Raw genomic sequence first — 25,922 nt, forward strand, 5'->3', positions numbered from 1 at the left:
CAAGTAGTATCAATGAAAGTATTCAATAGCGCTGCCGAGCTACAAGCATACATCACCACGGAGCGCACAGCAGGACGAACCGTTGGTTTCGTCCCAACCATGGGAGCTCTACACGCAGGACATATTAGCCTTGTGAAGCGTGCACTACAGGAGTGCGACCGCTGTGTAGTAAGCGTTTTCGTCAATCCAACTCAATTCAACGACCCCAAAGACCTAGCGACTTACCCAAGGACCTTCGAGGCCGATGCCCTGCTACTAGCAGAGGCTGGAGCCGACGCCGTATTCCATCCAAGTGTCGAGGAGGTCTACCCCGAGCGTGATGAACGCATCTTTGAGGTAGGACGTGTGGCCGAGGTTATGGAGGGAGCTCATCGCCCCGGACACTTCAATGGCGTGATGCAAGTAGTGAGCCGTCTCTTCGATATTGTTCGTCCCGACAAGGCATTCTTCGGCGACAAGGACTTCCAGCAGATTGCCGTGGTTCGTGCTATGGTTCGCCTCATTGGCTCGCCTGTGCAGATCGTCGACTGCCCTATCGTACGTGAGGCCGATGGCTTAGCCCTAAGTAGCCGTAACGTACGTTTAACTCCAGAGCAACGCTCTATCGCTCCCAACATCTACCGCACCCTTCGTGAGAGCCTTGACTTCGCCAAAGAACATACTCCCAAGGAAACAGAGCTCTGGGTAATCAATCAACTCAACGCAATCGAGCAGCTTAGAGTCGAGTACTACGAGATCGTAGACGCCGATTCGCTGGAGCGTGTCGAGAGCTGGCAAGATAGTCTACGTATCCAAGGTTGTATCACCGTATTCTGTGGCGAAGTTCGCCTCATCGACAACATTGCTTATAAGTAGTCAGAGTGAAGATTATTCAATTATGCATATACAGCCTACTGTTAGCTCTGCTAGCGGTAGGCTGTGGTACTAAGAAGAAGAGGATTCTTGAGGCTGATACGCCCGAGGTATCGACACCTCCTGTTTCGTCCGTACGAGCTCCCGAAGCATGGAAGCCACCTATGGGGGACAGTATCCGCTACGAAATGCGTGCTGTGTGGCTAACGACAGCCTACGGGCTAGACTGGCCAAGCGTCAAAGCGGATACTCCCAATGGTATCCGCCGACAGCAACAAGAGCTTGACCGCATTCTCGATAGGCTCAAACAAGACGGCTACAATACCGTTTTCTTCCAAGCTCGTCTATCAGGCTCTGTGATCTACCCCTCCAAGACCGAACCCTTTGCACATCGCCTCTTTACCACCACAGGCCAGCCACCAGCATACGACCCTCTAGCCTATGCCGTAGAGGCTTGCCACCGTAGGGGCCTAGCCATACATGCGTGGCTAGTGACCTATCCGATTGTATCGTCCCGCAAGAGTGCACACCCAATCCTCATCAAGAACCCAAGCTGGGCAATCGCCCACAAGGGTAGCCGCCATCTAGACCCGGGCAACCCCGCAGTACGTACCTATATAGCCAAGCTCGCCGAAGAAGTTGTGCGTGGCTACAATGTCGATGGCATTCATTTCGACTACTTCCGTTATCCCGAAGAGGCAGAGCGATTCAACGACAACGCCTCATACGCTCGCTACGGCAACGGTCTAAGCCGAGAGGACTGGCGCAGGCAGAACCTAAGTGAACAGCTCGTGGAGATCAACGAAGTTGTACGCAAAATCCGCCCCGAGATCCAAATTAGCGTGGCTCCACTAGGCAAACTGCGCAAGCTCCCAACCTTAGCCAGACCCCATGGCTGGACGGCCTACGAAAGTGTTTTCCAAGACGTCGAGGCTTGGGCTAATGCTCGATTGGTTGATTTTGTCGCCCCAATGATGTACTACAAGGACGATCTCTACGAACCCTTCCTCGTAGACTGGATGGAACGAGTGGGGAAGAAAATACCTGTCATCGCAGGGCTTGCTCCGTATCGCATAAGCGAGAGTGGCTGGAGTGCACAGACAATCGCAGACCAAATCAGGCTGGCTCGCAGGTATGGAGCTGGAGGAGTAAGTATGTTTCGTGAGGCTAACATCGGGCACAAAGAACCTTTGCTGCGCACACTCATTCAACATGAATTTAGGCATCTTGCTCTACCTTTACCCCTCTATGGACGAGCTATGCCTCGGGCTGGAGAACCAACGGATTTAACAATAGAGCAGGACAAAAACATCATTCGCCTGAGCTGGCGTATGCCGATTGGTGGCACCAAGGCAACCTATCGTGTTTGGGCTAAAATAACCCACCCTGACGGAAGGACGGAGGGCATCATGCTCGTGCAGGGGCTGAAGGAGCAATCCTGCGCTCTACGCATCTCGGAGTTTCCCTCGGAGGACTGCATCGAGCTCGGCGTAGAGGCCGTGAACACTGCAGGTTTAGCTACTGCGTGCCGTATGCCTGTTGAGTTTAACCTCGCCAATGCTCGCCTGACTCAAGTCCAAATGCGATGAACATCTACATCCACGTTCCATTCTGCGCCCAGCGGTGCAGCTACTGTGACTTCTACACGCAGACTCAAATGAGCCTGCGTGTATCTTATGTGCGTGGGCTGCTTCGAGAGCTTGAGATGAGGCGTAGTGAGCTCCAGCCAGATGCTACGATTGAGCACATCTACCTAGGCGGAGGCACGCCGTCACTACTCTCCATAGACGAACTCACACAGATCTTCGAACAGATCTATCGGCTCTACCCCGTGAGCTCTGGCGGAGAAATTACGTTAGAAGCCAACCCCGACGACATCAACCGAGAGTATGCAAGAGGACTAAGGGAACTGCCGATCAATCGCATCAGTATGGGCGTGCAGAGCTTCCAAGAGGCCGACCTCAAGTTCCTCAACCGAAGGCACAGCAGAGCGCAGGTCTATTCGGCTGTCGAGCTGCTTCGCTCGGCAGGGCTAGAGGAGATGAGCCTAGACCTCATCTATGGCCTGCCCGGGCAAACCGAAGCGACATGGGGGGACAACATCTGCCAGCTCCTCTCGCTCGACGTGCCACACATCTCGGCATACCACCTCATCTACGAGGAGGGAACACCACTGACAAGAATGCTCGAACGAGGTAAAGTCACCGAGGTGAGCGAGGAGGCCAGTCTGATGTTCTTCAAGATGCTTATTGAGCGGCTTGGAGAAGCTGGCTACGATCACTACGAGATCTCCAATTTCGCCAAGCCCGATCACCATGCCCGCCTCAATACTGGCTATTGGCTAGGCGAACATTATCTAGGCTTCGGCCCTGCAGCTCATAGCTACGATGGTCTAGTACGTAGCTACAACGTTCCTTCCATAGAGCAGTATACCGAGGCACTAGAGCAAGGGCAACGTAAGCACACAGGCGAAGAGCTGACAGAGGAGCATATCCTACACGAGTACATCATGACTCGTCTGCGGACGATGTGGGGTGTCAATCTAGACGATATGACTACTCGCTTCGGCTCCGACGCGACCTCTACCCTGCTCTCCCGTGCAGAGCCCCATCTCTCTAGTGGGAAGCTCATCCAAACGGACAACGTCCTGCGCCTCACTCCCAGTGGCGTCTTCGTCTCGGATGGCATCCTAGTAGACCTATTCGACTAATCACTACACAAGCCAAAAAAAGAAACCCCTCGGACTCTAGGAGCACCGAGGGGTTTTGTCTATTGAGCTAACGCTCTGTTTACTTCACCTTAGCTACGATAGCCTTGAAAGCTTCTGGGTGATTAACCGCTAGGTCAGCTAGAACCTTACGGTTGATCTCGATACCAGCAGCGTGCAGAGCACCCATGAGACGAGAGTAAGACATACCCTCTAGGCGAGCTGCAGCGTTGATACGCTGGATCCATAGAGCGCGGAAGTTGCGCTTTTTGTTCTTACGGTCGCGGTAAGCGTAGGTTAGACCCTTCTCCCAAGTATTCTTGGCTACAGTCCAAACGTTCTTACGGGCACCATAATACCCACGAGTGAGCTTCAAGATTCTCTTTCTCTTGGCACGTGAAGCTACATGATTTACTGATCTTGGCATAATACTAATTGTTTTTGATTGGCAGCGGCCGACGAATCGACTCTTAACTGGCTGACCTCTCTGTTACTTAAAATCGTGATTAAACTCGTCTTTGATTGTCTTACTTGAGGCGGAGAAGCTCCTTAACCTCGCGAACGTCTACGCGAGCCACTAGGCCGAAGTGCGTGAGGCGACGCTTTTGCTTGGTTGATTTCTTCGTCAAGATGTGACGCTTAAAGGCGTGTTTACGCTTGATCTTACCTGACCCAGTGAGCGTAAAACGCTTCTTAGCACTGGAGTTAGTCTTTTGCTTAGGCATTTTGCTTTGTTATTATTGAGTTAAAACATTGATCATCGCACTGCCCACGCAGCCTATGCGCGGCAGTGCGTTTTTATTCTTAATCTAATTGATTTGGTAGCTTAGTCTTCGGCTTCGGCGGTAGCCTCCGCAACCTTAGGGGCCTTGTCCTTCTTGGGAGCAGCAGCCTTGCGGGGGGCGAGCATGATAGTCATGCGCTTACCCTCGAGCACTGGCATGCTCTCTACCTTGCCATACTCCTCTAGGTCGTTGGCGAAGCGCAGCAGTAGCACCTCTCCCTGCTCCTTGAAGACGATAGAGCGACCGCGGAAGAATACATAAGCCTTGACCTTAGCACCCTCGGATAGGAATCCCTTGGCATGCTTGAGCTTGAAGTTGTAGTCGTGGTCGTCGGTCTGAGGGCCGAAACGAATTTCCTTCACGACGACCTTCTGAGCCTTGGCCTTCTGCTCCTTCTGATGCTTCTTCTGCTGATATATAAACTTCTGATAGTCTACAACTCGGCATACGGGTGGATTAACATTGGGAGAGATCTCGACGAGATCTAGCTCCTGCTGGTTGGCGATGCGCTGTGCATCCTGTATCGAATACACGCCTTGCTCGACATTATCGCCGACCAAACGTACCTCACGAGAGCGAATCTCCTGATTGATGCGGTACTGAAACTTTAATTTGTTATCTACTGCCATTCAGTATGCTATAAGTAATGCTTTTAATTGCTTTGGGCAATGCCCTACTGTTGATGAGTTGTACTATCTAATCGTTTATTATTCTGCTCGTTCTGCTTGCCAAGCGTTGAGCATTGAGTTCACTTCGCTATGGATAAGCTCCGCAAAGGTAGCAATTTTCATGGAACCAACATCGCCACTGCCTTGCTTTCTTACACTTACCTCTCCATTTTCGGCTTCCTTCTCACCCACGATGAGCATGTATGGGATGCGCTTGAGCTCGTTGTCGCGGATCTTGCGACCGATCTTCTCGTTGCGATCGTCTACCTGCACGCGGATGTCCTGATCATTGAGTGTGCGTGCTACACTATGCGCATAGTCGTTGAACTTCTCACTGATCGGCAGGATCACCACTTGGTCTGGGGTCAGCCATAGAGGGAACTTACCAGCCGTATGCTCAATCAGCACGGCCACGAAACGCTCCATAGAGCCAAATGGTGCACGGTGGATCATCACTGGGCGGTGCTTCTTATTGTCCTCGCCAGTGTACTCTAGCTCGAAGCGTTCGGGCAGATTATAGTCCACCTGAATAGTCCCGAGCTGCCAACGACGACCTAGGGCATCTTTGACCATGAAGTCGAGCTTAGGCCCGTAGAAAGCCGCTTCGCCATACTCAATGACAGCAGGCAGACCCTTCTCTTGGCAAGCCTCGATAATCGCCTGCTCGGCACGCTCCCAGTTCTCTTCGCTACCGATATATTTCTCACGATTAACCTTATCGCGGAGCGAAATCTGCGCCTCGAAATTCTGGAAATCAAGCGCTTTGAAGATGATGAAGATGATGTCCATCACCTTGATGAACTCCTCCTTGATCTGATCTGGGCGGCAGAATAGGTGTGCGTCGTCCTGCGTGAAGCCACGTACACGAGTCAGGCCGTGTAGCTCACCGCTCTGCTCGTATCTATATACGGTACCGAACTCAGCTAGACGGATAGGCAGGTCGCGATATGAATGCACCCCGAGAGATTTGTAAATCTCACAGTGGTGTGGGCAGTTCATCGGCTTGAGCATAAACTCCTCACCCTCCTGCGGAGTAGTAATGGGGCGGAAAGAGTCTGCGCCATACTTAGCCCAGTGACCAGAGGTAATGTAGAGCTGCTTGCTACCGATGTGCGGAGAGATTACCTGCTGATAGCCAAACTTCTTCTGGATCTGCTTGAGAAACTCCTCTAGGCGCAGACGAAGCTGAGTACCACGTGGCAACCAGAGGGGGAGCCCAGAGCCAACATTCTGCGAGAACGCAAAGAGCTGTAGCTCCTTACCGATCTTGCGGTGGTCACGCTTCTTAGCCTCCTCGAGCATTACTAGATATTCGTCTAGCTGCTTCTTCTTGGGGAATGTGATCCCGTAGATACGGGTGAGCTGCTTGCGCTTCTCATCGCCACGCCAGTAGGCACCAGCTACGCTCAGAAGCTTGATAGCCTTGATGTAGCTAGTATTGGGCAAGTGTGGCCCACGGCAGAGGTCGGTGAAGTTACCCTGTGTATAAGTTGTGATCGTGCCATCGGCCAAATCGGTGATTAGCTCAACCTTATACTCGTCTTGCTTATCCTCGAAGTAGCGGAGTACCTCGTTTTTGCTGATAGGACGGCGGATGTATTCGCTCTTCTGAGCCGCCAATTCGGTCATCTTCTTCTCGATAGCAGGCAGGTCGGCATCCTTGATGCTAATGCCCTCTCCGGGATCTACGTCGTAGTAGAATCCGTTCTCGATGGCTGGGCCAATCCCGAACTTAGTACCGGGATAGAGAGCCTCTAGAGCTTCGGCCATTAGGTGAGCGCTAGAGTGCCAAAAAGCATGACGCCCCTCGGGGTCGTCCCACTTATATAGTTTAATCGACGCATCCTCAGTAATGGGGCGTGTGAGATCCCAAATTTGATCATTGACGCCTACGGAGAGTACATCTTGCTGCAGGCGTGAGCTGATGCTACCGGCTATATCCCACCCAGTAACACCAGATTCGTACTGACGGACATTTCCGTCGGGAAAAGTGATGTTAATCATCATTGTTTACTTCTTTTAAGTTAAGCCTACCCCTACGGACGGGTAGACCAATGCAATATGCGCCACAAAGATACGATTTCCGTTGCAACCACACAGCCCACCTAGTTCGTCGACACAATTAACCCCAGAGTATCGCCCTATGATAGGCATACTCTGGGGCTAAACTTGGAGTTTGGGGTTATCGACTAGCGGCCTTTCTTTTGGCGCTCACGTTGCATCTGCTGTTGCTGACGCTGAGCTTCTTCTAGGCGCTCCATCCATTTGCTCTTCTTACGTGGCTTCTTCTTATTCTCCTCCATCTTGGCTAGGAGCTTCTCTTCGTTGATTGCGTATCGGAAGGCAAAGTACTGAATGATTGTGATCAGCGTAGAGATGAAATAGTAGTAGCTAAGCCCCGAAGCATTTTGGTTGAACATGAAGAAGAACATGATGCTCATCATATAGGGCATATACTTCATGCCTGCCATAGCTTCGCCTCCTGCCGATGCAGTCTGCGACATCATATACTTATTATATATAATATTGACGATGGTCATCAACAGGCAGAAGAGACTGATATGATTGCCCAGCAGACTGCTCACTAGAGGGATATTGAAGTCCCAGCTGATTACAGGGTCGTAGGTCGAGAGGTCATGAGCCCAGAGGAAGCTCTCTCCACGCAACAGAATCGACGTGGGGAAGTACATATACAGGGCAATGAGGAATGGCATCTGTAGGAGCATAGGCAGGCAACCACTCATGGGGCTAGCACCAGCCGAGCTATAGAGCGCCATGGTTTCTCTCTGCTTCTTGAGCATGGTTTCTTGGTCAGCCTTACCCTCGTACTTCTTATTAATCTCCTCTACTTGTGGGCGTAGAATACGCATCTTGGCCTGAGAGAGATAGCTCTTGTAGGTGAAGGGCGAGAGCAAGAGCTTAATGAAGATCGTCAGCAGCAGAATAATAATCCCCCAATTGCTGATATAGTCCTTGAGGAAGCTAACAATCGGAATAATGAGATAGCGATTGAGCGCACGGAAGATGTTTACCCCGAGGTAGACTAGGTGATCGAGATTCAGCGCCTCGTCTTTGCTCACACCCTCGTCATACGAGCGTAGCAGCTCGTAGTCGTTGGGGCCGAAGAAGAATGTGAAGTCTGCTTGAGCGCCCTGTCTTAGATTGAAGGGGAAAGTCCCTCTCATCGAGCAGCTACGAATGTAACGGCTATCCTCCGGCATCGCCTCAATAGCGATCACATTGTCGTCGAAAGAGCCTGTACGATTGATCAGCACAGAGCTGAAGTACTTATCCTTGAAGGCCAACCAGCGGAGCGACTCGGTTACCTTCTCCTCGTCACGCCCCGAGGTGCTTAGATCATCGACATCTCCACCACGAGTATAGTAGTAGATCGAGCTGTACTGAGCCTCGAACTTGTGGCTCTGCTCCTGCTGTGGGATACGTTGCGCCCACTCCACATCTTGGAGTGAGGTATTGGCTGGGAGCAGACGCTCTAGATTGTGCCCTACGATACCGAAGTCGAGACGGTAGTCGTCTGAGCGTAGTTTGTAGCGGAAGTCGAGATAGCTATCCTGCTCAATGGGCAGGCGCATCACAGCGGTGCTATCGGTCTGCTCGACAAGCTCGAAGGTAAGGTCGGCTGTATTGAGCATCGTATTCTGTACCGTGCGTAGAGGCAGGTTGAAGCGCACGTCTTCTGGAGCGAAGAGGCGCACAGGTTCCTTGACTTCATCGGGCTTACCCTCATCAGCATTATTGAGATAATCACTCAAGATAGCCTCCACGGGGGCACCGCCTCGTGTAGAGAGCTTAACGCTCAGCTTGGCATTCTTGAGCTCGACAGTCTGCACTGGGCGTGCCTGCTGATAGGCAGGTAGCATAGGCTGGCCTAGAGAATCTACCTCCACGGCCGTCATACTGGCAGCGGGGGGGGGATTGATTGAACCCACAGAGCTAGGAGCATTGAGTGTCTGCTCGGTAGGGGTAGGCTGAGCTTCTTGCTCTGGGGTGGGCTTATTGAACCAGTTGAAGCCTAGCAGTATTGCTCCGATGAGGAGCAGGCCGATTAGGGTGTTTCTATCCATTCTTATATATGTAGGCCAGTCGCTCTGGCATTACTATGTCTTATTTGATGAGGCAAACTACTTCTGTATGGCAGCCTTGATGAAGCTCAGGAAGAGCGGATTGGGGCGAAGCACTGTGCTATTGTACTCTGGGTGGAACTGCACACCGATGAACCAACGATGCTCTGGGAGCTCTACAGTTTCTACAAGTCCCGTATCTGGGTTCTCGCCCGAACAAATCATACCAGCCTGCTCAAAGGCCTCACGATACTGACTGTTGAACTCAAAGCGATGACGATGACGCTCACGGATAAACTCCTTGCCGTAGGCCTCGGCTATACGGCTACCCTTGCGCAAGACGCAGTCGTATCCACCCAAGCGCATTGAGCCACCCATATCACTAATCGTCTTCTGCTCCTCCATCAGATCTACTACTTTGTGTGGTGACTCTGGCATGATCTCGGAGGTATGGGCATCTTTGAGGCCTAGCACGTTGCGGGCAAACTCAATCACCATACATTGCATACCCAAACAAATACCAAGTGTAGGGATATTGTGCTCTCTGGTATATCTGAGCGCCTCAAACTTACCGTCGATACCACGAGAACCAAAGCCAGGAGCGATGACTACACCGTCCATCCCGCCGAGCAACTCCGCCACGTTGTCGGCCGTCACCTTCTCACTATGGATTGATACGAGGTTCAGCTTGCGCTTATTGTAGATTGAGGCTTGCAGGAGCGACTCGTCGATAGACTTGTAGGCATCTTGTAGCTCTACATACTTACCCACGAGGGCGATATTGACAGTCTCGGCAGCCGAGGCACGTAGGGCAAGGAAGTTCTTCCAGTCCTTGAGGTCTACTGCTCCTTTAGCCTCAATGCCGAGCTTCTTGAGCACCGTAGCATCTAGGTTCTGTTCCTGCAGGGCTAGAGGCACCTCGTAGATTGTAGGTACATCGACGCACTGCACCACAGAGTCTGGGGTAACGTTGCAGAAGAGGGCTACCTTGCGCAGAATGTCTGTATTCAGAGCATGCTCGGTGCGTAGTACTAGGATATCTGGCTGAATACCGACCTCTTGTAGTTGCTTGACCGAGTGCTGTGTAGGCTTAGTCTTGACCTCACCAGCCGCAGCAATATAGGGTACGTAGGTCAGATGTACGCACAGGCAGCTATTGCCTAGCTCCCACTTGAGCTGACGAACACTCTCAAGGAAAGGTAGCGACTCGATGTCGCCTACTGTACCGCCGATCTCGGTGATGACGAAATCGAACTGCTTCTTGATGCCAAGGAGCTTGACGTTGCGCTTAATCTCGTCGGTGATGTGAGGCACGACCTGTACGGTCTTACCGAGGTAGTCGCCTTTGCGCTCCTTACTGATCACATTCTGGTAGATGCGTCCAGTAGTAATATTGTTCGCGCGCGAGGTTGCGATGTTGAGGAAACGCTCGTAGTGGCCAAGATCCAAGTCAGCTTCGTGGCCGTCGTCGGTCACATAGCACTCTCCGTGTTCGTATGGATTGAGGGTACCCGGGTCGATATTGATATAGGGGTCGAACTTCTGAATCGTCACGCTATAACCACGAGCTTGTAGGAGTTTAGCCAATGATGCGGCTACGATGCCCTTACCTAGGGAGGACACTACGCCTCCGGTTACGAATATATACTTAGTTTCCACTACGTTTTGTGTTGGGTGTATATTATTTATGATCTATCATCTCGGGGGACTGACCACAAGTCAGCACCAAGAAAGGGGCCAACAAGGCACAAGTCCCGACAAAGTTACGTGATTATTTCCAAAACTCCTCGACACGCCTCTCCGATTGGAGCCGGGAAACAAACGCATCGACTAGGGTCGAGAGAGTCCTCCTACCTCATGTGCTGCATGGGCAGTGAAGGGCTCCGCCCGACTATAGTGGGGACTGTGTCAAAGTTCATTGTTGGCACAGCCTCTTTTGAGGTATTTCAGAATACACAAAATGCAGGACACTAAGACTAAAGCTAAAGGGAGCATACTGAAGTATGTGACCGAAGCCGACGACGAAGTCCGTGCATAGCAAATATCGAAAGCGACACTGCATTTTGTGCATTCTGAAACACCGTCCGACTCATCGTAGCCAACACCCCCTCTGCCTCGCAACCCCACAAACATCAATCAAAGACACGAAGAGTAATGGTAAAGGACAGAGTTCCGAACACCACGCCTCTTAGCTGCAACCCTTGTATTAGGAGGAACTACCGACACACCTTGAGCTAGATTGCGAGCCCATAAATTTTGACGCATAGCCATTGAAGTATGATAAGCTTTGCACGCTCATTCCTCATCTTTTTCGTCAATGAATGTTAATAAGTTATTAAGAAATCCGAAGGAACTAAGCAGCGGTTTATAAAAGATCTTGGAATAGTTTCAGTAAACTAATGGGAAGATTCATAAGGATTGGTGGGCTGATACGATAAGCTATGTCCTCCAATCCTCAAAAATTGATGGGAAGAAACGCCAAGAAATGTGGCACGAATCGGCCTAATCATTCAGATAATCCCTACAAGGCATTCATTACAAGTAAATTACAAAACATCCATTTTGAGCCACTATCTCCATTCGACTGGAGCCTTAGCCCCCAAACGGGGTCGGACGCAACCTAGGGCCTGCTAGGGGGCAAGCACGAAGTCAGCCGCTGCCCCCCTCAGCATGCTCAATTCGCTCAAGAATTGGCCCTAAATTGTTAAAAACACAAAACAAGCATATAGACTAGAAAGAGAACTCTGTCACTACTAGTACAAGACACTCAGTGGTCTGCTTGAAAGTCCTATCAGTTGCGAGCTGGATTTCTTGAAGGAGTAGCATTAAAATTTTATTAAGCAATTACAGATTATTTTACTAACTTTGGGCGTACACGTTCGTACACAAATATCTAACAAGTAATCTAAACTCAAACATTATGGCAAATTACAAGATTGAAGAGCTCGAGGGTATAGGGGCAGCCTACGGAGAGAAGCTCAGAGCAGTAGGTATCTCTAGCACCGACAAATTGCTAGAAGCCTGCCGCACCAAGAAGCAACGCAAAGAGGTAGCCGAGCAGACTGGGCTTGACGAAGCGAAGATCCTAAAATGGGCTAATATGACAGATTTATTCCGCATCAGTGGTGTTGGGTCTGAGTATGCAGAGCTCCTAGAGGCCGCTGGTGTCGATACCGTCAAGGAGCTTGCCCACCGCAAAGCAGAGAACCTACTAGCCAAAATGGAAGAAGTAAACGAGGCCAAAAAACTCGTACGCAGAACCCCATCAATCAAGAACGTAGAGGCTTGGATCGCACAAGCCAAGGAGCTCCCTCGTGCTCTCGAATACTAACCAAATCAGCAACTAAACACCTCAATCAACGCTACAATGGGTGCGCTAGATAATAGTCTAGCGCACCCATTGTAGCACATAGGGCAACGCAATAAAAGCCGAAGTATTGCCTACAAATGGCGCAAATCCTTTTATTTTAGTATTTTTGCCCTACCTAGCATTGGTTAGCTAAAGCAGGTTGGTGAGATATTTAATTACACTATTGATAAAATATTATGAAGCTAAAATTGACTATGCTCTCCCTCATGGGAGCAATGGCACTGACAGCAGGTGCTCAAGATGGTGGCTCTCATGCTTGTAAGACGGCTTACGAGAAGAGCACGCCTCACAATTGGTTTATCACTCTACAGGGTGGTGCTACTATGATGTTCAACGGACACAACGACAACGCCAAGTTTACCGATCGCATTCGCATCGCACCCTCTATTGCTTTGGGGAAATGGCACAATCCTTACTATGCCACACGCCTCAAAGTAGTCGGTGGAGAAGCTGTTTCTTTCGATGGCTTCCACGGCGAATGGAAGAATACCAATATGTTTGTTGGTGCTCACTATGACTTTATGCTAGACCTACTAGGCTTGGCAAGATCAACCGATCGCCCAAATGCCTTTCGTCTGATCCCCTTCACTGGTGTGGGCTATGAGTACAAGTTCGACAGCGCAGCTGTAGGCGAGAGGAATACACACTCCGCCTCTGCGCACGCAGGCTTGCAGCTAGCACTCCGCTTAGGCTCTCGTGTAGATCTAGTATGTGAGGGTGAGGGTAGCTGGAATGGTCTACAGCTAGCCAAGTCTTTCCCTATCCGCTTCGAAAACAGCCTACGCTTCATGCTCTCGGCTGGTCTTAACTTCCGCCTAGGCAAGGTTGGCTTCACGCCAGTGCGCCCAGTAGACCACGAGGCGATTAACGCTCTACAAAACCAGATCAACGCCCTGCGTGCAGAGAATGCTGAGCTCAGCAAGCGTCCCGTAGAGTGCCCAGAGGTGATGCCTCAGGCTATCGTAGACACAGAGAACCGCTTCCTCGCAGAGAAGTCTATCCTCTTCCGCCATGGCAAGAGTCAAGTATCGGACGACCAGCTAATCACAGTCTTCGATGCAGCTCAGTTTAGCAAGGACTACAACGGCGATCTCATCGTTACGGGTTACGTCCAGAAGTCGGAGAGTCGCTTCAAGGATCTGGCTCAGAAGCGTGCTCAAGCCGTTGCTAAGGTACTGACCGAGAAGTACGGAGTGTCTAGCCACAAGATTACAGTGGAGTGGAAGCAGGCTGCTGATGCTCCGTTCGATGCCAAGAGTGCTTCTTGGAATCGTGTCGTTGTAATTCGTTCTAAGTAGTGTTTCACCCAAAAGACTAAAAAGCATTAAGACAATGAATACGAAATTCACTACTCTGGCGCTTGCTTCTATGTTTGGCCTAGCCTCACTGAGCGCCCAAGAGAATACTCAGCCTACTCAAGCTGCACATAAGACTATTTTCGCCAAGGATGCTAGCTGCGATCACATGTTTATCGAGGTTGGTAACCTAGCTACAATCAACTATGGTGGGCACAACGACAAGCTCGCTTGGAAAGATCGTATCAACTACGTTATCCCCAAGATTGCTATCGGTAAGTGGTACAACCCCTACTTCGCTACACGTATCCAATTTATGGGTGGTGAGATGAAGGACTACGGGACTCAGTACCCGACAAACAACCCCAACCTATACGTTGGCTACCACCAGTTTGCAGTAGGTCAGTTCGATGCTATGCTCGATTTGGTGAACTACTTCGCACCATACAAGGAGAACCGCTTCTTCCACATCATTCCATTCGTGGGTATGGGTGTGGGCTACAACTGGAATAGCACGGTAGAGAACAAATCTCGTATGCACCACCGCTGGACCGCTACTGCTCACGCAGGGCTACAGCTCAAGATGCGCCTGAGCAAGAGAGTCGATCTCAACCTCGAGAGCCAGCTCATGACGCATGACTTCCGTCTGCCTAGCTACCGTACAGAAGACGGTGCTATCTTCGGTCGTACTACAAGCGCTATGGGCGCAAGCCTTACCTTCCACCTAGGCAAGAAGGAGTTTAGAGCTATTGAGAAGGAAGACCCTGCTTACCTGAAGAGCCTAAACGATCAGCTCAACGCCCTACGTGCAGAGAATGCTGAGCTCAGCAAGCGTCCCGTAGACTGCCCAGAGCCTATGCCAATGCTCAAGGAAGGCGTTAGCGTGGGTAATGTGGTTTACTTCCGCCTCAACAGTGACAAGGTTGATGCTAACCAGATGATCAATATCCACCACATCGCTCAGTATGCACTCAACAACAGCGACGTGATCACACTCGTGGGTTATGCAGACCGCAAGACTGGTACGCCTGAGTACAACTACAAGCTCTCTGAGCGTCGTGCTAGGTCTGTGGCTAAGATCCTAACCGAGAAGTATGGTATCTCTGCCGACCGCATCAAGATTAGCTGGGAGGGTGACCGCCAGCAGCCATACGCAGAGAACGTGTGGAACCGTGTGGTAATCATGAACGCAGACCGATAGGCGACTACCGCCCCTAGGGATAAAATAAATAGCCCCCAGCGAAAAAAAATCGCTGGGGGCTATTTTATTGCTTCATGATGTAGACAGCGCATACAAGCAATCGGACTTACCCAAGCATGCGCTCGATGTCCTCGGCAAAGGAGAGGGGCTTGCGTATGGGGCTGTAGCGCTTGACTTCTAGCCCATCTCGAGAGATGAGGAATTTGGTGAAGTTCCACTTAATACGGTTGCCGAACCAACCGCCAGCTTGTGTACGTAGCCAACGAAAAATAGGATCTGCTTCTTCGCCATTGACCAAGACCTTCTGCATTATCGGGAAGGACACACCATAGTTAATCTGACAGAAACTGCGAATCTGCTCATCGGAGCCGGGCTCTTGATGTGCGAACTGATCGCACGGGAAGCCTAACACGACGAGCCCTCTATCCTTATATTTGCGGTAGAGCTCCTCCAGCTGAGCATACTGAGGTGTGAAGCCACACTTACTCGCTGTATTGACAATGAGTAGGACTTGCCCTCTGTACTGCTCGAGTGCGTGCTCTTTGCCTTGACTATCCAAGGCGGTAAAATCAAAAATCGTCTGCATATCGGTAGTTATTTGTTGTTTGACTGTGCCTAATCCAAGCATCTCTCTGCTTAGCTCTATCCCCACAACTATAGAGGGGAAGCACAACAAAGGGAGGCGGCCAAGGCTGAGCTTGGGCACACCTCCCTCTAGGTCTGTGTGCAGAGGCCACTAGGTTAGCCGAGTGTGCCTACTGCAAGATTTGTTTAGGGTGTTCGAGGCGTTTGAGTTCGCCGTTCTTAATGGCAAAGAACGTGGGGAGTTGCTGCACATTGTAGCTACGCAGGCTGTACTGTTCTGGGTCATTGACGCTGATCCAAGGCAGAGTTCGTGACGCATTCTCCCAGTAGTAGGCATCGCCATCGACCGACACTTCGTAGATCGTTAGGCCCGGATTTGCCTCTTTGAGCTCTCGCAGCGTAGCCACCAAGCCGGGCGACCACTGAGCCGAGTAGGCAGTAAAGCTCAAGAGCACAGGTCCGCTCTGAGCATAGCTATCGAGGGATTGCTCCACTCCGTGGCGGTCCCTGAGCTTGATCTCTGGGTAAGCGATAGTCTGCACGGGGGCTTGTTGAGCCGAGTCTGTTAGTGCATCTTGGCGAGCCTTGCGCACACGGCTCAGAGCAATAGCACGCAGAGCCATGTCTTTGAGGAATGGCGTATATGGAGCTGCCGAATAGTATGTATCGTATGCCGTAGCTACGGCCGCAAACGCCCTATCGTCACCCTCATCGTCAGCCGAAAAATAAGCAGCGTCCCCACCTTTGCGCTGGAAGAGTGCATAGTACGAGGCAGGGCTCTTGGGATCTACATAGATATAGCGAGAAACCATGTCGTGCTTGAAGGCTACCTTGACCGAATCCACAGCTTCTCGCACTTCGTCCAAGCCCAGATGCCCCGAGGTATATAGCGCCAACAAACTATCCACACGCCTATCGGTCTGATGGCGTTGGTGGCTGATATCTCGGATTTGGTAGTTGTACTGCTCGGCTTCGAGCAACTCGTAGTCCTCGAAGAAAGAAGAGGCACTTGTACGGATCTTGATGTGCGTCATCGAGTCTGCGGCAAAAGGAATACTATTGCCTCCTAGACGAATGCGGTAAAACATCGGATAGCTCGCTCCATCGTGCTCGAAGCGGAACGATCCGAGTTGATCCAAGCGAGTGGAGTCTATAGAGAGAAAGCTCCCCGTGCCCACCTCTTCGAGATAAAGCATCTGCCCTTGTGCCCCCTCTACCGTTCCCTCGGCGACGAACTGCTGCTTGCTTGGTTCGCACGCTACAAACAGCCCTAGAGCTAGGGCGCATACACCGACTTTGGTCTTCTTATTCATATTATTCATTGGTAAGATCTTTTGTTGATAAGCTCATACAATCCTGCTCGACTAGACTGACTAATCGAGCGTTACGGGGCGGCCGTAAATCATATCCTCGGCCTTGGCCATCCAGTCGAGTAGCTCAGCTCGTGTAGCGGCTCGGAGCATACCTACCCGAATGGGCTTGAAGTTGTCAATACCTTTGAAGATCGGGCTGGCAGCGATATGGCGACGAGAGTGAAGAATACCACGACGCTCATCGAGCTTGGCAATGTTGTTGTCTACCTGCTGACGCAGAATGTCGAGATAAAATGCAGGCTCGCGACGAGGCAGAGCCTCCCCCGTCTGAATATAGTGCTTCATCTCCTCAAAGATCCAAGGCTGTCCAATCGAGGCACGCCCGACCATCACGCCATCTACTCCGTAGGTATCGAAGGCTCGCTTGGCCTCCTCTCCCGTAGTGATGTCACCGTTGCCAATAATCGGGATATGCATACGTGGGTTATTCTTGACCGCTCCGATGAGTGTCCAGTCTGCTTGTCCCGTGTACATCTGTGCCCTCGTGCGGCCGTGAATGGTGAGTGCCTGAATGCCACAGTCCTGTAATTGCTCGGCCAAATCAACGATAATCTTGCTATCATTGTCCCAGCCAAGGCGTGTCTTCACCGTCACGGGTATCTTGACCGCCTTGACGATCTCTCGTACTATCTCGACCATCACGTCGGGGCAACGGAGCATACCACTACCTGCCCCCTTACCAGCGACACGCTTGACGGGGCAACCGAAGTTCAGATCTAGCACATCGGGTCCGACAGCCTCACAGATACGAGCTGCCTCTACCATAGGCTCTACCTCTCGGCCATAGATCTGGATCGCAGCAGGGCGTTCCTCTGGATCGATCGTGAGCTTGCGCTGAGTCCCTGCTACGTGACGAATGAGCGCATCACTGCTCACAAACTCAGTATATACCATATCCGCACCGAAGCGGCGACAGAGTAGTCGAAAGGCGACATCCGTCACATCTTCCATCGGAGCCAGCAGCAACGGACGCTCGCCAAGGTCTATATTTCCTATTTTCATATTTATTGTTTCGTATAGCTCTCAGCCTTGGATAGGGCTGTTTGAATATCGGGGCAAATGTTGTCGTTGCCGATGAGCGCCTCGACCTTGGTCTCGGTCAGCGTAGCTCGCACACGCTCATTGACTCCCGAGAGAACGACTTGTATCCCCTCCGCTCTAGATTTCTCACACAGCATACCAAGGTTGTAGACAGCCGTAGAGTCCATGAAGGGGACGAAGCGCATACGCAAGATGCGCACCTTGGGTCGCTTGGGAGCACTGGCCATAAGCTCCTCAAATCGGTTTGCAATGCCAAAGAAGAATGGTCCCTCGATCTCGTAGACCTCTACTCCTTGAGGCAGACTGAGCGTAGCCTCGGCAGCGCTCCTCTTGTGGTCGTCTTGCCCTGCGATGAGGCTGAGCTCATCACGAGAAACGAGTATGCGAGTACTCTCGACCATACGACGCATGAAGAAGAGCATCGCTAGCAACAGCCCTATCTCGATAGCAATCGTCAGGTCGAATAGGACAGTCAAAGCAAAGGTAACAAGCAATACAACGAGATCGCTCTTGGGGCCAGACCATTGGGCTCGAATAGACCTCCAGCCGCTCATATTGTACGACACTACAACCAGAACCCCAGCCAAACAAGCCATAGGAATGTAAGAGGTCAGGGGCATCAAGAAGAGGAATATGAGCAGGAGAGTAACGGCATGGACAATCCCCGAGATAGGGCTACGACCTCCGTTGTTGATATTGGTCATCGTGCGTGCAATAGCACCCGTCACGGGGATACCGCCGAAGAAAGGCACGACCATATTGGCCACACCTTGGGCTATAAGCTCTGTATTGGAGTCGTGCCGCTCTCCAATCACACCATCAGCCACACTAGCCGAGAGTAGCGACTCGATCGCCCCGAGCATCGCAATCGTGAAGGTGGGGGCAGCAAGATGCCTAATCGTCTGGAAACTGAGCTCTGGAACAACCAAAGGCGGGAGCTCATTGGAAATCGTGAAGCGATCGCCAATAGTCTTGATGCCCTCCAAAGCCAGATGCTCTCTAAGCACATACACCACAAGAGTCATCAGGACGATAGCCACAAGCGACCCGGGGATTACTTTGGTGAACCTTGGAGTAAGCTGAATAATCGCAATACTCCCCAAGCCGATAAGGGCGGTAATCCAATGTGCCGTGGTGATATTGCTCAAGAGGACGCTCCACTTGCTGATGAAGTCGGCAGGCAAGCCCTCTATACCCAAGCCCAATAAATCATTGATTTGGGTAGAGAAAATGGTAAGCGCAATACCAGCCGTGAAGCCCACTATAATGGGGTATGGGATAAACTTGATGAGGGTGCCGAGGCGAAGTGCTCCCATAAGCACAAGGAGCACACCAGCCAAAAAGGTCGAGATCAGCAAGCCTGAGAGGCCATATTGCTCGATAACGCCATAGACGATGACGATGAATGCACCCGTTGGGCCTCCAATCTGCACAGAGCTGCCTCCAAGAGCCGATACGATAAACCCACCGATTACGGCCGTGATGAGCCCAACCTCTGGCGAAACACCACTAGCTACGGCGAAAGCAATGGCCAAGGGTAAGGCTACGATACCAACAATCACACCAGCCATAAGGTCTGTGGAGAGCTGACTACGGCTGTATCCTCTGAGCGACTCTACTAGGCGTGGACGAAAAGGGAATGAACTCATATCTCTGAATGTAGAATAGAGGCTGGGGAAATATCCCCAAGCCTCTGTATAGTACTGCGTTTGGTCTGCCTCTACTTGGCGTAGCTCACAGAGCGTGTTTCACGAATAACCGTAATCTTGACTTGACCCGGATAAGTCATCTCATCTTGAATCTTCTTGGCAATCTCACCGCTGAGCGTAGCGATAGAGGCATCATCCGTATTCTCTGCCCCGACGATGACACGTAGCTCACGGCCTGCCTGTATGGCATAGGTCTTGACGACGCCGGGATAAGAGAGAGCGAGCTGCTCTAGATCATTAAGGCGCTTGATGTAGGCCTCTACAAGCTCCCGACGAGCACCGGGACGAGCTCCACTGATAGCATCGCAGACCTGTACGATCGGGGCAATTAGGCTCTCCATCTCTATCTCATCGTGGTGAGCACCTACAGCGTTGCATATATCAGGCTTCTCCTTATACTTCTCACAGAGCTTCATACCTAGCAGAGCGTGTGGTAGCTCTGGCTCATCATCGGGCACTTTACCTATGTCGTGCAGTAGACCTGCACGCTTAGCCTTCTTGGGGTTGAGGCCTAGCTCCGAAGCCATGATGGCACAGAGATTGGCCGTTTCACGTGAGTGCTGTAGTAGATTCTGACCATAGCTAGAGCGGTACTTCATCTTACCCACGATGCGGATCAACTCTGGGTGCATACCATGTATCCCTAGGTCTATGACGGTACGCTTACCCGTCTCGATGATTTCTTCCTCAATCTGCTTGCGCACCTTGCTCACGACCTCCTCAATGCGAGCAGGGTGGATACGGCCGTCCTGCACGAGCTGGTGCAGTGCCAAACGAGCGACCTCTCGGCGCACAGGGTCGAAGCTAGAGAGCACAATCGCCTCGGGCGTGTCATCTACAATGATCTCGATACCAGTGGCAGCCTCTAGAGCACGTATATTGCGCCCCTCACGGCCGATGATACGGCCCTTAATCTCGTCGCTCTCGATGTGGAAGACGGTCACAGAGTTCTCGATAGCCGTTTCTGTGGCCAAGCGCTGTATGCTCTGTACGACGATCTTCTTGGCTTCCTTATTGGCGGTCATCTTGGCCTCCTCTACGATCTCGTTGATGTAGCTCTGCGCTTGATCCTGCGCCTCGGTCTTGAGGCTCTCGATGATGCGCTCACGTGCCTCATCTGCCGAGAGGCCGCCGATGCTCTCTAGCTGCTCGACTTCCTTACGCTTGATCTCCTCTAGCTCGGCTTTCTTCTTGTCGATAACGGCAAGCTGCTGGTTGAGTGACTCACGAATAGTATCAACCTCCTTATTCTTTTTGCCTAGATCGTCTTGCTTCTGGTTGAGGCTCTGCTCACGTTGCTTGAGTTTGGCCTCGCTCTGCTTAATCTTATTATTATTCTGTGCGACCTGCTGCTCTAGATCCCCCTTGAGCTGGAGAAACTTCTCCTTGACCTCAAGTAGTTTTTTCTGTTTAAGCACCTCGGCTTCTCTCTTTGCCTCTCCGATAATGGAGGCGGTTTTCTGCTTGAGTAGTCGCTCGTTGATGAGCCACATCAAGCCCGCTCCGGCTACGAATGCTGCTGCTATTAGGGCAGCTACAATAATTCCTCCCATTTAGTCTTGTTATCTTAGTGCCTATCCCTTTCCTTTTATCGGGCGACACACTTACCATTAATACTCTAAAAAAATAGCTGGGGAGAATATGAACCTTGGTGCAGGTAGTATCAAAGGCGAAGCCTAGAGGGCGCAGGTTTACAGATCGACCATAAGCCCAAGGGCTTGCTCTGCCTCTTGGTTGAGGCTACGCAAGCGATCTGCCCAATCTCTTGTTTCCAGACGTTGACGAACCTTCTCGGCACGATAGGCTATATCAATGGCTGCCATAGCGATATAGCCAGCTCCGGGGATCTCGGAGTGATTGGGGTGACGGCTCCTATATATATTTACTGTAAGCCCTAGCTCCTCACCAGCACGCCTATAAGCGACTTCCTCCTCCACAGGCACGGTCATAGACAACCGAGCACGCTCTACCGGCACGGTGATACGCCTTGTTTTGGGGGTTTGATCAGTCTGCATCTCGTGAACCTGATACTTATAGCTGAGCGATACAGTAATCTATTTCTTTGATAATATCCGCAAGATAAGCCCGAGCCTGTGCCCTATCTGCGCCCTGTATGGTAAGTGCATTGGCGACTTGGCTCAAAGACTCGCTATGCCTGAGCGTATTGACTTCGTCTTGCAGGGCATGTAGCCGTGCCGTCTGCTCCGAGAGTGTATGCTGTAGCTCGGCTATTTTTTCCGCCTGTCTATGAGATAACTCTATAAGTCGGCGCATATTAACCTCCAAGCGTGCCAGTTCTTGTTCCTCTCGATTGGTCATAGCTTAATTCAATAATTCTCTCGCTCCGCAAATGTAATCATTTCTATGCATATTAAGTATAGGGCTAGACGAGGCAAAAACCGAAGTTAATGCCCAGTGGAGGACTCCGAACCCCGAGATTTATATTTTAGATCAACTTTCAGAATGTTGGTGGGAAGACAAGCATAGACTAGGGAGCAAAAGGGAGGAAGGCGTATTTGCCCCCTAGGAGGCTCTGTATTGCGTCGAGCTTCATTGGGGGCACTTAGTGCAGCTCAACAAGGATACAAGCCTTAAACCGCCATCAACACAAATATCTATAAAACAACAATATAAAAACAAAAATCGACTAATCCTTCAGGGTAACATCATCTAGCTCAACATTTCTTCCCATCAATCTTGGGGGATTGATGGACATACCTTGACGTATGAGCCCATCAATCTGTCCTAATCTTCCCATCAATTTTACTCACCGCCCCCCACCAACCCCGATCAATCTCCCTATCCTACTCCCAAATTGGCGCACAATCCATTTGCAAACTTTAACAGAAAAACAGACAAACACCACCCACAACGACCTAAGCCTAGAGGTAAGCCGGCATCGACAGTAGAGGTATGGAGGCTCAAATGCAATGGTAGAACCTGCACAGAGCAAGGTCTATGAGCATGAAAGGCATTAATACATCATAGCTCTGCGATGCGGTATGCAAAGGCTTGTTCGGGACAGACAAATTCGATAACTTTGGGGAAAGCTCTCCACAAGAGAGATAACCCCAGCGAAGCCCCTAGGCCTCGCCAAAGCACGCAACCCACCGCAAGGCATCGGAAGCAATGATGATGCAGGCGTAGCCCTCCCACAGGAGAGCACCAAGTATCAATAGACCTCGGTCATAGAAAACTAAATTGTGAACCATCTAAAAAGAATCTTGAGATGAGAGATTTACCTACACACTTCAAGTCCATCGGGCTCGCAGTGGCATCGGCTCTATGCCTACTTATGCCGCAAGAGGGTGCTGCCCAAACACTCAAAATGGATCTAGCCAAGCCCGTGCTACTCCCAGTGACGGAGCTGACGGCAAACTCAATGACAGTCCACTGGCGCAACGTGAAGGCAGAGTATGGAGCCAGCCCCGATGCTCCACGCATGTTCTACCGTCTGCACATCACACACGAGTTCGAGGCCAAGGAAGACGTCCTATACCCAGTAGCCAATTTCGAGATCAAGGGCACCACCGACGGCAAAGAGGTTGAGTCCCCAGCCAACTGGCTAGACGAGTGGGGTAGCCAATCGGGTTGGTTCGCTATGACGCACAAAGCTCGCCCCGGTGCGATACAGATCAGTGTCCCTGCTCAGATGAGAATCCCCGGCCTGCCCAAAGAGGTCTATGAGACAACCTCAGGGCTAGTGAGTCCAATCCTCCACCTTGGCAACAACTCGGGTAAGTACAGCCTCTCGTTTACGGCCAAAGTCGTAGAGGGTATCGGCAGCAATGCCGAGCTGATCATCTTCGGCTATGGAGAAGAAACCAATGCGCCTACCGAGGCTCCGAGCAACATCAAAAACATCAGCATACCCATGGACGGTAAGGCGCACAAGATCACACTAGACATGGAGGGGGGCACTTGGTCGCACCTCGTGACGATGAGGCTACACTCTCCTCACGTCATAGAGCTCACAGATGCTATCAAGATAGAGCAGGCTCTCGTACAGGGGGACAAAGGCTATCGCTCGGTCTGGAAGGCTGGCATCAAAGGCTCTCACGCCTCGATACAGCCTCAGAAGCCCGACCTCTCAAAAGGAGAGTACAAAGTAGAGTATGCTTTCTCCATCGGCACCAAGGAGGAAGAGGGGCTAATCCCCGCTGGCGTCCTAGATCAGGAAGCAGCCAAGAAGGCGGGTGAACGCATTGCCGTACGTATGGGGGTACAAGAAACTGTTGGCGACTTTGGTGATAGGGCCAACCTAGTAGTCCGCCGATCTATGTTCTCCGACCCATGCTACCTCGACGGCAACACGCCCAAGTCCCCCTACTACTATCTCGGCTATGTAGGCAAAGAAGCCCCCAACTATCAGTACGCACTACCCGGAGAGATCACACACCCCAATGGTCTATACGCAGGGGCAATCAAAATGTCCACGCACATGACCAACGCTTACCACGGAAAAAAAATCCTAGGCGTACGGCTCTGTGTGGCGGCTGTAGGGCAAAACAAAACTGGGTGGCTGCTAGGCTCTCGAGAGCAAAACGCAGGCACACCCTATATCTTCCTCGCCCAAAAACTCAAGGGAGCTGAAGCAGGGGAGAGCCAATGGCTCCGCTCTAGAGTGTCGGTACTGCAAGACGGCTGGAACGAGGTGATGTTCGACGAACCCTATACGATCGAGCGAGGCAACCCAATCTATGCCGGTGTGATAGCTCAGGACATGAGCAACTCGGGCCTAATACTGGCCACACACCACGACCCACAGATTACCACTCCCCACTCTCTGCTCTACGCCCACGCTGAAGGCAACGCTCAGCACAGCTCACTCTCATTTGCCGCTAAGCCCAAGCAAGACCAGCATCTACTCATGCAGTTCATCTTGGACGAATCGGCTCATAACGGTATCGAACCTCTCATCGCAGAGCTATGCCGCATCTATGTAGAGGGAGGTCGAGTTAAGGTTGAGGGCAAGCATGACGCTATATTCGTCTATACTATCACGGGGCAGCTCATCGACTCGGAGGTAGCTCTCCCCTCGGGTAAATACATTGTGCGAGTTAGTACGCCATCGGGCTATCAGCACCAGCGTATCTTGGTGCCATAGTCTATCACACATCATAAATCAAAGGCGGTGCATCGAAAACAATTTTCGATGCACCGCCTTTGATTTAGACCCTCGGATTACCCCGATCGTAGCTAACGCTCTCGCTTCTTAGGCACCTTGAGCTCGATATCGAAGTCTACGACCCGAGTAGCATTAACGCCTGAGATACCCGTACCTCCGTTGATGTTGCTGTAGATCTGCACGGGCGTAGTAAATGGAGATTCTTCATCTGTCGAATGGGCTACGCCTAGGCTAATGAGATATTTGTAAACATCTTCGCTGATAGCCTGCACGAAGAAACGAATACGCCGACTCTTGGGCTTGACCAACACCTCACTCCCATCTCCTAGAATGGTATGATAGCCATCTTCTCTGTGGTAATAGAAGTTCATCGGCAGAGAGATACGATCGGACGAGAGAGAGAGCCCAACCTCCTGCCCATCGAAAACACGATCGGGGAAAACGTTGTAGATATTGGTGTACGAGGCAATATCGAAGGGGTCTTCAGCCTCTTCGCTACCGGGGGCTGCGGGATTGCCATCACTGAGTATGTAGTCCTCTCTCCCATCTAGCTTGAGCATGATCCACCCCCTAGGCGTAAACTCCTCGCCAGTGTCTACACGCTGCACTACATCTGCATATTCCGCATAGATGCGGTAGTAGTTTTTCTCCCCTGCGGGGTCTTTGAGCCTAATCTTCCAGCGGGTGTACTCCTTACGACTACCTGTTTCCCGATGTAGGGTATAGTCTTCGTGCTTGACCTCAAGCACCTCTGCTGGGCTTGGCACTACAAACTCAGACGAAGCCTTCTTGCCCTTGTAGCTGGCTGAGATCTGCACACGCTGGCCACTCCTGAACTGAGCCGAGAGTTCATAAGTCCCAAGAGGCTTGATCGGAGTGAGCCCTACCTTGGCCCCGTCGATGCTCATCTCCACCTCTACGCCCTTGATTCTAAAATACCGCCCCATACTGGTTTGGGAGATCTTGAGCGTATGTTGGTCCCGATCGGTTGCACCAAGGAAAAGAATCGTTAGCTCCTCCTTGAGGTTTTCGTATGGGATATCAAGCGACGACTTACAACTCGTCATTGACACAGCGGCTACCAATAGAGCCGATAATTTAAGCATGTATGGTTTCATCGTCTTAG

At 51.3% G+C, this 25,922-nt stretch carries 21 protein-coding genes; 7 read left to right on the forward strand and 14 right to left on the reverse strand.

Annotated features, from left to right (window positions below; all coding sequences use genetic code 11):
* The first annotated feature begins 12 nt into the window (after nt 1-12).
* The 3 genes from panC to hemW are packed head-to-tail and all read left to right on the forward strand — an operon-like array spanning nt 13 to nt 3,562.
* Entirely contained in the window at nt 13-855 is an 843-nt protein-coding gene (gene panC / locus HQ48_RS03170; protein WP_044231636.1) for a pantoate--beta-alanine ligase, read from the forward strand.
* A 5-nt stretch (nt 856-860) separates the two neighbouring features.
* Nucleotides 861-2,441 carry a glycoside hydrolase family 10 protein gene (locus tag HQ48_RS03175; protein WP_044231637.1) on the forward strand — a complete coding sequence of 527 codons (1,581 nt, stop codon included), beginning with the start codon at nt 861-863 and terminating at the stop codon, nt 2,439-2,441.
* On the forward strand, nt 2,438-3,562 hold the full coding sequence (hemW, locus tag HQ48_RS03180) for a radical SAM family heme chaperone HemW (protein WP_044231638.1): 1,125 nt from the start codon (nt 2,438-2,440) through the stop codon (nt 3,560-3,562). Before HQ48_RS03175 ends, hemW begins: the two co-directional genes overlap by 4 nt.
* 79 nt (nt 3,563-3,641) lie before the next feature.
* On the opposite strand, the gene rplT is transcribed toward hemW, so the two are convergent.
* The 6 genes from rplT to HQ48_RS03210 form a co-directional block, all read right to left on the reverse strand.
* Entirely contained in the window at nt 3,642-3,986 is a 345-nt protein-coding gene (rplT, locus tag HQ48_RS03185) for a 50S ribosomal protein L20 (protein WP_044186633.1), read from the reverse strand.
* 100 nt (nt 3,987-4,086) lie between these two features.
* Nucleotides 4,087-4,284, reverse strand: coding sequence for a 50S ribosomal protein L35 (gene rpmI / locus HQ48_RS03190; RefSeq protein ID WP_044231639.1), 198 nt, complete (start codon nt 4,282-4,284; stop codon nt 4,087-4,089).
* Nucleotides 4,285-4,385: 101 nt separating this feature from the next.
* Nucleotides 4,386-4,973: a translation initiation factor IF-3 gene (gene infC / locus HQ48_RS03195; RefSeq protein WP_044231640.1), complete on the reverse strand. Its 588-nt coding sequence runs from the start codon at nt 4,971-4,973 to the stop codon at nt 4,386-4,388.
* Between the two features lie 78 nt (nt 4,974-5,051).
* Nucleotides 5,052-7,016: a threonine--tRNA ligase gene (gene thrS, locus HQ48_RS03200; RefSeq protein ID WP_044231641.1), complete on the reverse strand. Its 1,965-nt coding sequence runs from the start codon at nt 7,014-7,016 to the stop codon at nt 5,052-5,054.
* A 185-nt stretch (nt 7,017-7,201) separates the two neighbouring features.
* The gene (yidC, locus tag HQ48_RS03205; protein WP_044231642.1) at nt 7,202-9,097 is read right to left on the reverse strand and encodes a membrane protein insertase YidC; all 1,896 of its coding nucleotides are present in this window, start codon (nt 9,095-9,097) and stop codon (nt 7,202-7,204) included.
* 57 nt (nt 9,098-9,154) lie between these two features.
* On the reverse strand, nt 9,155-10,753 hold the full coding sequence (locus HQ48_RS03210; RefSeq protein ID WP_200879859.1) for a CTP synthase: 1,599 nt from the start codon (nt 10,751-10,753) through the stop codon (nt 9,155-9,157).
* Between the two features lie 1,261 nt (nt 10,754-12,014).
* Here HQ48_RS03210 and HQ48_RS03215 point away from each other — a divergent pair.
* From HQ48_RS03215 to HQ48_RS03225, 3 genes are all read left to right on the forward strand, one after another.
* Nucleotides 12,015-12,425 carry a DUF4332 domain-containing protein gene (locus tag HQ48_RS03215; RefSeq protein WP_044231644.1) on the forward strand — a complete coding sequence of 137 codons (411 nt, stop codon included), beginning with the start codon at nt 12,015-12,017 and terminating at the stop codon, nt 12,423-12,425.
* Between the two features lie 215 nt (nt 12,426-12,640).
* On the forward strand, nt 12,641-13,762 hold the full coding sequence (locus HQ48_RS03220; protein WP_044231645.1) for an OmpA family protein: 1,122 nt from the start codon (nt 12,641-12,643) through the stop codon (nt 13,760-13,762).
* A 34-nt stretch (nt 13,763-13,796) separates the two neighbouring features.
* Entirely contained in the window at nt 13,797-14,960 is a 1,164-nt protein-coding gene (locus HQ48_RS03225; protein ID WP_044231646.1) for an OmpA family protein, read from the forward strand.
* 106 nt (nt 14,961-15,066) lie between these two features.
* Here the strand turns inward: HQ48_RS03225 and HQ48_RS03230 are convergent, their stop codons facing one another.
* The 7 genes from HQ48_RS03230 to HQ48_RS03260 all read right to left on the reverse strand — a co-directional run bounded on the left by HQ48_RS03230 (nt 15,067) and on the right by HQ48_RS03260 (nt 21,987).
* Nucleotides 15,067-15,546, reverse strand: coding sequence for a glutathione peroxidase (locus HQ48_RS03230; protein WP_044231647.1), 480 nt, complete (start codon nt 15,544-15,546; stop codon nt 15,067-15,069).
* Between the two features lie 169 nt (nt 15,547-15,715).
* Nucleotides 15,716-16,858: a DUF4369 domain-containing protein gene (locus HQ48_RS03235; protein WP_160225898.1), complete on the reverse strand. Its 1,143-nt coding sequence runs from the start codon at nt 16,856-16,858 to the stop codon at nt 15,716-15,718.
* A 60-nt stretch (nt 16,859-16,918) separates the two neighbouring features.
* Nucleotides 16,919-17,920, reverse strand: a complete 1,002-nt coding sequence (gene dusB, locus HQ48_RS03240) for a tRNA dihydrouridine synthase DusB (RefSeq protein ID WP_044231649.1) — start codon at nt 17,918-17,920, stop codon at nt 16,919-16,921.
* A 2-nt stretch (nt 17,921-17,922) separates the two neighbouring features.
* Nucleotides 17,923-19,608 carry a SulP family inorganic anion transporter gene (locus HQ48_RS03245; protein WP_044231650.1) on the reverse strand — a complete coding sequence of 562 codons (1,686 nt, stop codon included), beginning with the start codon at nt 19,606-19,608 and terminating at the stop codon, nt 17,923-17,925.
* Between the two features lie 71 nt (nt 19,609-19,679).
* Nucleotides 19,680-21,221, reverse strand: coding sequence for a ribonuclease Y (gene rny / locus HQ48_RS03250; RefSeq protein ID WP_044231651.1), 1,542 nt, complete (start codon nt 21,219-21,221; stop codon nt 19,680-19,682).
* Nucleotides 21,222-21,359: 138 nt separating this feature from the next.
* Complete coding sequence (locus HQ48_RS03255) at nt 21,360-21,683, reverse strand: cell division protein ZapA (RefSeq protein WP_044231652.1); 324 nt, start codon at nt 21,681-21,683, stop codon at nt 21,360-21,362.
* A gap of 16 nt (nt 21,684-21,699) precedes the next feature.
* Nucleotides 21,700-21,987, reverse strand: a complete 288-nt coding sequence (locus HQ48_RS03260) for a hypothetical protein (RefSeq protein ID WP_044190586.1) — start codon at nt 21,985-21,987, stop codon at nt 21,700-21,702.
* Nucleotides 21,988-22,897: 910 nt separating this feature from the next.
* Here HQ48_RS03260 and HQ48_RS03265 point away from each other — a divergent pair.
* The gene (locus HQ48_RS03265; RefSeq protein WP_044231653.1) at nt 22,898-24,775 is read left to right on the forward strand and encodes a T9SS type A sorting domain-containing protein; all 1,878 of its coding nucleotides are present in this window, start codon (nt 22,898-22,900) and stop codon (nt 24,773-24,775) included.
* A gap of 92 nt (nt 24,776-24,867) precedes the next feature.
* Here HQ48_RS03265 and HQ48_RS03270 read toward each other — a convergent pair whose 3' ends face one another.
* Entirely contained in the window at nt 24,868-25,914 is a 1,047-nt protein-coding gene (locus tag HQ48_RS03270; RefSeq protein WP_081964822.1) for a DUF4249 family protein, read from the reverse strand.
* Between the last annotated feature and the right edge of the window lie 8 nt (nt 25,915-25,922).

Origin of the sequence: Porphyromonas sp. COT-290 OH3588 (assembly GCF_000769075.1) — a bacterium.
In the GTDB taxonomy this organism is placed as follows: domain Bacteria; phylum Bacteroidota; class Bacteroidia; order Bacteroidales; family Porphyromonadaceae; genus Porphyromonas.

Coding starts and splice junctions, on each gene's coding strand:
- HQ48_RS03245 (WP_044231650.1), bottom strand. CDS start 19,608: ATGAGTTCATTCCCTTTTCGTCCACGCCTAGTAGAGTCGCTCAGAGGA.
- HQ48_RS03235 (WP_160225898.1), bottom strand. CDS start 16,858: ATGAATAAGAAGACCAAAGTCGGTGTATGCGCCCTAGCTCTAGGGCTG.
- HQ48_RS03265 (WP_044231653.1), top strand. CDS start 22,898: ATGAGAGATTTACCTACACACTTCAAGTCCATCGGGCTCGCAGTGGCA.
- HQ48_RS03230 (WP_044231647.1), bottom strand. CDS start 15,546: ATGCAGACGATTTTTGATTTTACCGCCTTGGATAGTCAAGGCAAAGAG.
- infC (WP_044231640.1), bottom strand. CDS start 4,973: ATGGCAGTAGATAACAAATTAAAGTTTCAGTACCGCATCAATCAGGAG.
- thrS (WP_044231641.1), bottom strand. CDS start 7,016: ATGATTAACATCACTTTTCCCGACGGAAATGTCCGTCAGTACGAATCT.
- rpmI (WP_044231639.1), bottom strand. CDS start 4,284: ATGCCTAAGCAAAAGACTAACTCCAGTGCTAAGAAGCGTTTTACGCTC.
- rny (WP_044231651.1), bottom strand. CDS start 21,221: ATGGGAGGAATTATTGTAGCTGCCCTAATAGCAGCAGCATTCGTAGCC.
- hemW (WP_044231638.1), top strand. CDS start 2,438: ATGAACATCTACATCCACGTTCCATTCTGCGCCCAGCGGTGCAGCTAC.
- HQ48_RS03220 (WP_044231645.1), top strand. CDS start 12,641: ATGAAGCTAAAATTGACTATGCTCTCCCTCATGGGAGCAATGGCACTG.
- HQ48_RS03215 (WP_044231644.1), top strand. CDS start 12,015: ATGGCAAATTACAAGATTGAAGAGCTCGAGGGTATAGGGGCAGCCTAC.
- panC (WP_044231636.1), top strand. CDS start 13: ATGAAAGTATTCAATAGCGCTGCCGAGCTACAAGCATACATCACCACG.
- HQ48_RS03255 (WP_044231652.1), bottom strand. CDS start 21,683: ATGCAGACTGATCAAACCCCCAAAACAAGGCGTATCACCGTGCCGGTA.
- HQ48_RS03225 (WP_044231646.1), top strand. CDS start 13,797: ATGAATACGAAATTCACTACTCTGGCGCTTGCTTCTATGTTTGGCCTA.
- rplT (WP_044186633.1), bottom strand. CDS start 3,986: ATGCCAAGATCAGTAAATCATGTAGCTTCACGTGCCAAGAGAAAGAGA.
- HQ48_RS03270 (WP_081964822.1), bottom strand. CDS start 25,914: ATGAAACCATACATGCTTAAATTATCGGCTCTATTGGTAGCCGCTGTG.
- yidC (WP_044231642.1), bottom strand. CDS start 9,097: ATGGATAGAAACACCCTAATCGGCCTGCTCCTCATCGGAGCAATACTG.
- HQ48_RS03260 (WP_044190586.1), bottom strand. CDS start 21,987: ATGACCAATCGAGAGGAACAAGAACTGGCACGCTTGGAGGTTAATATG.
- dusB (WP_044231649.1), bottom strand. CDS start 17,920: ATGAAAATAGGAAATATAGACCTTGGCGAGCGTCCGTTGCTGCTGGCT.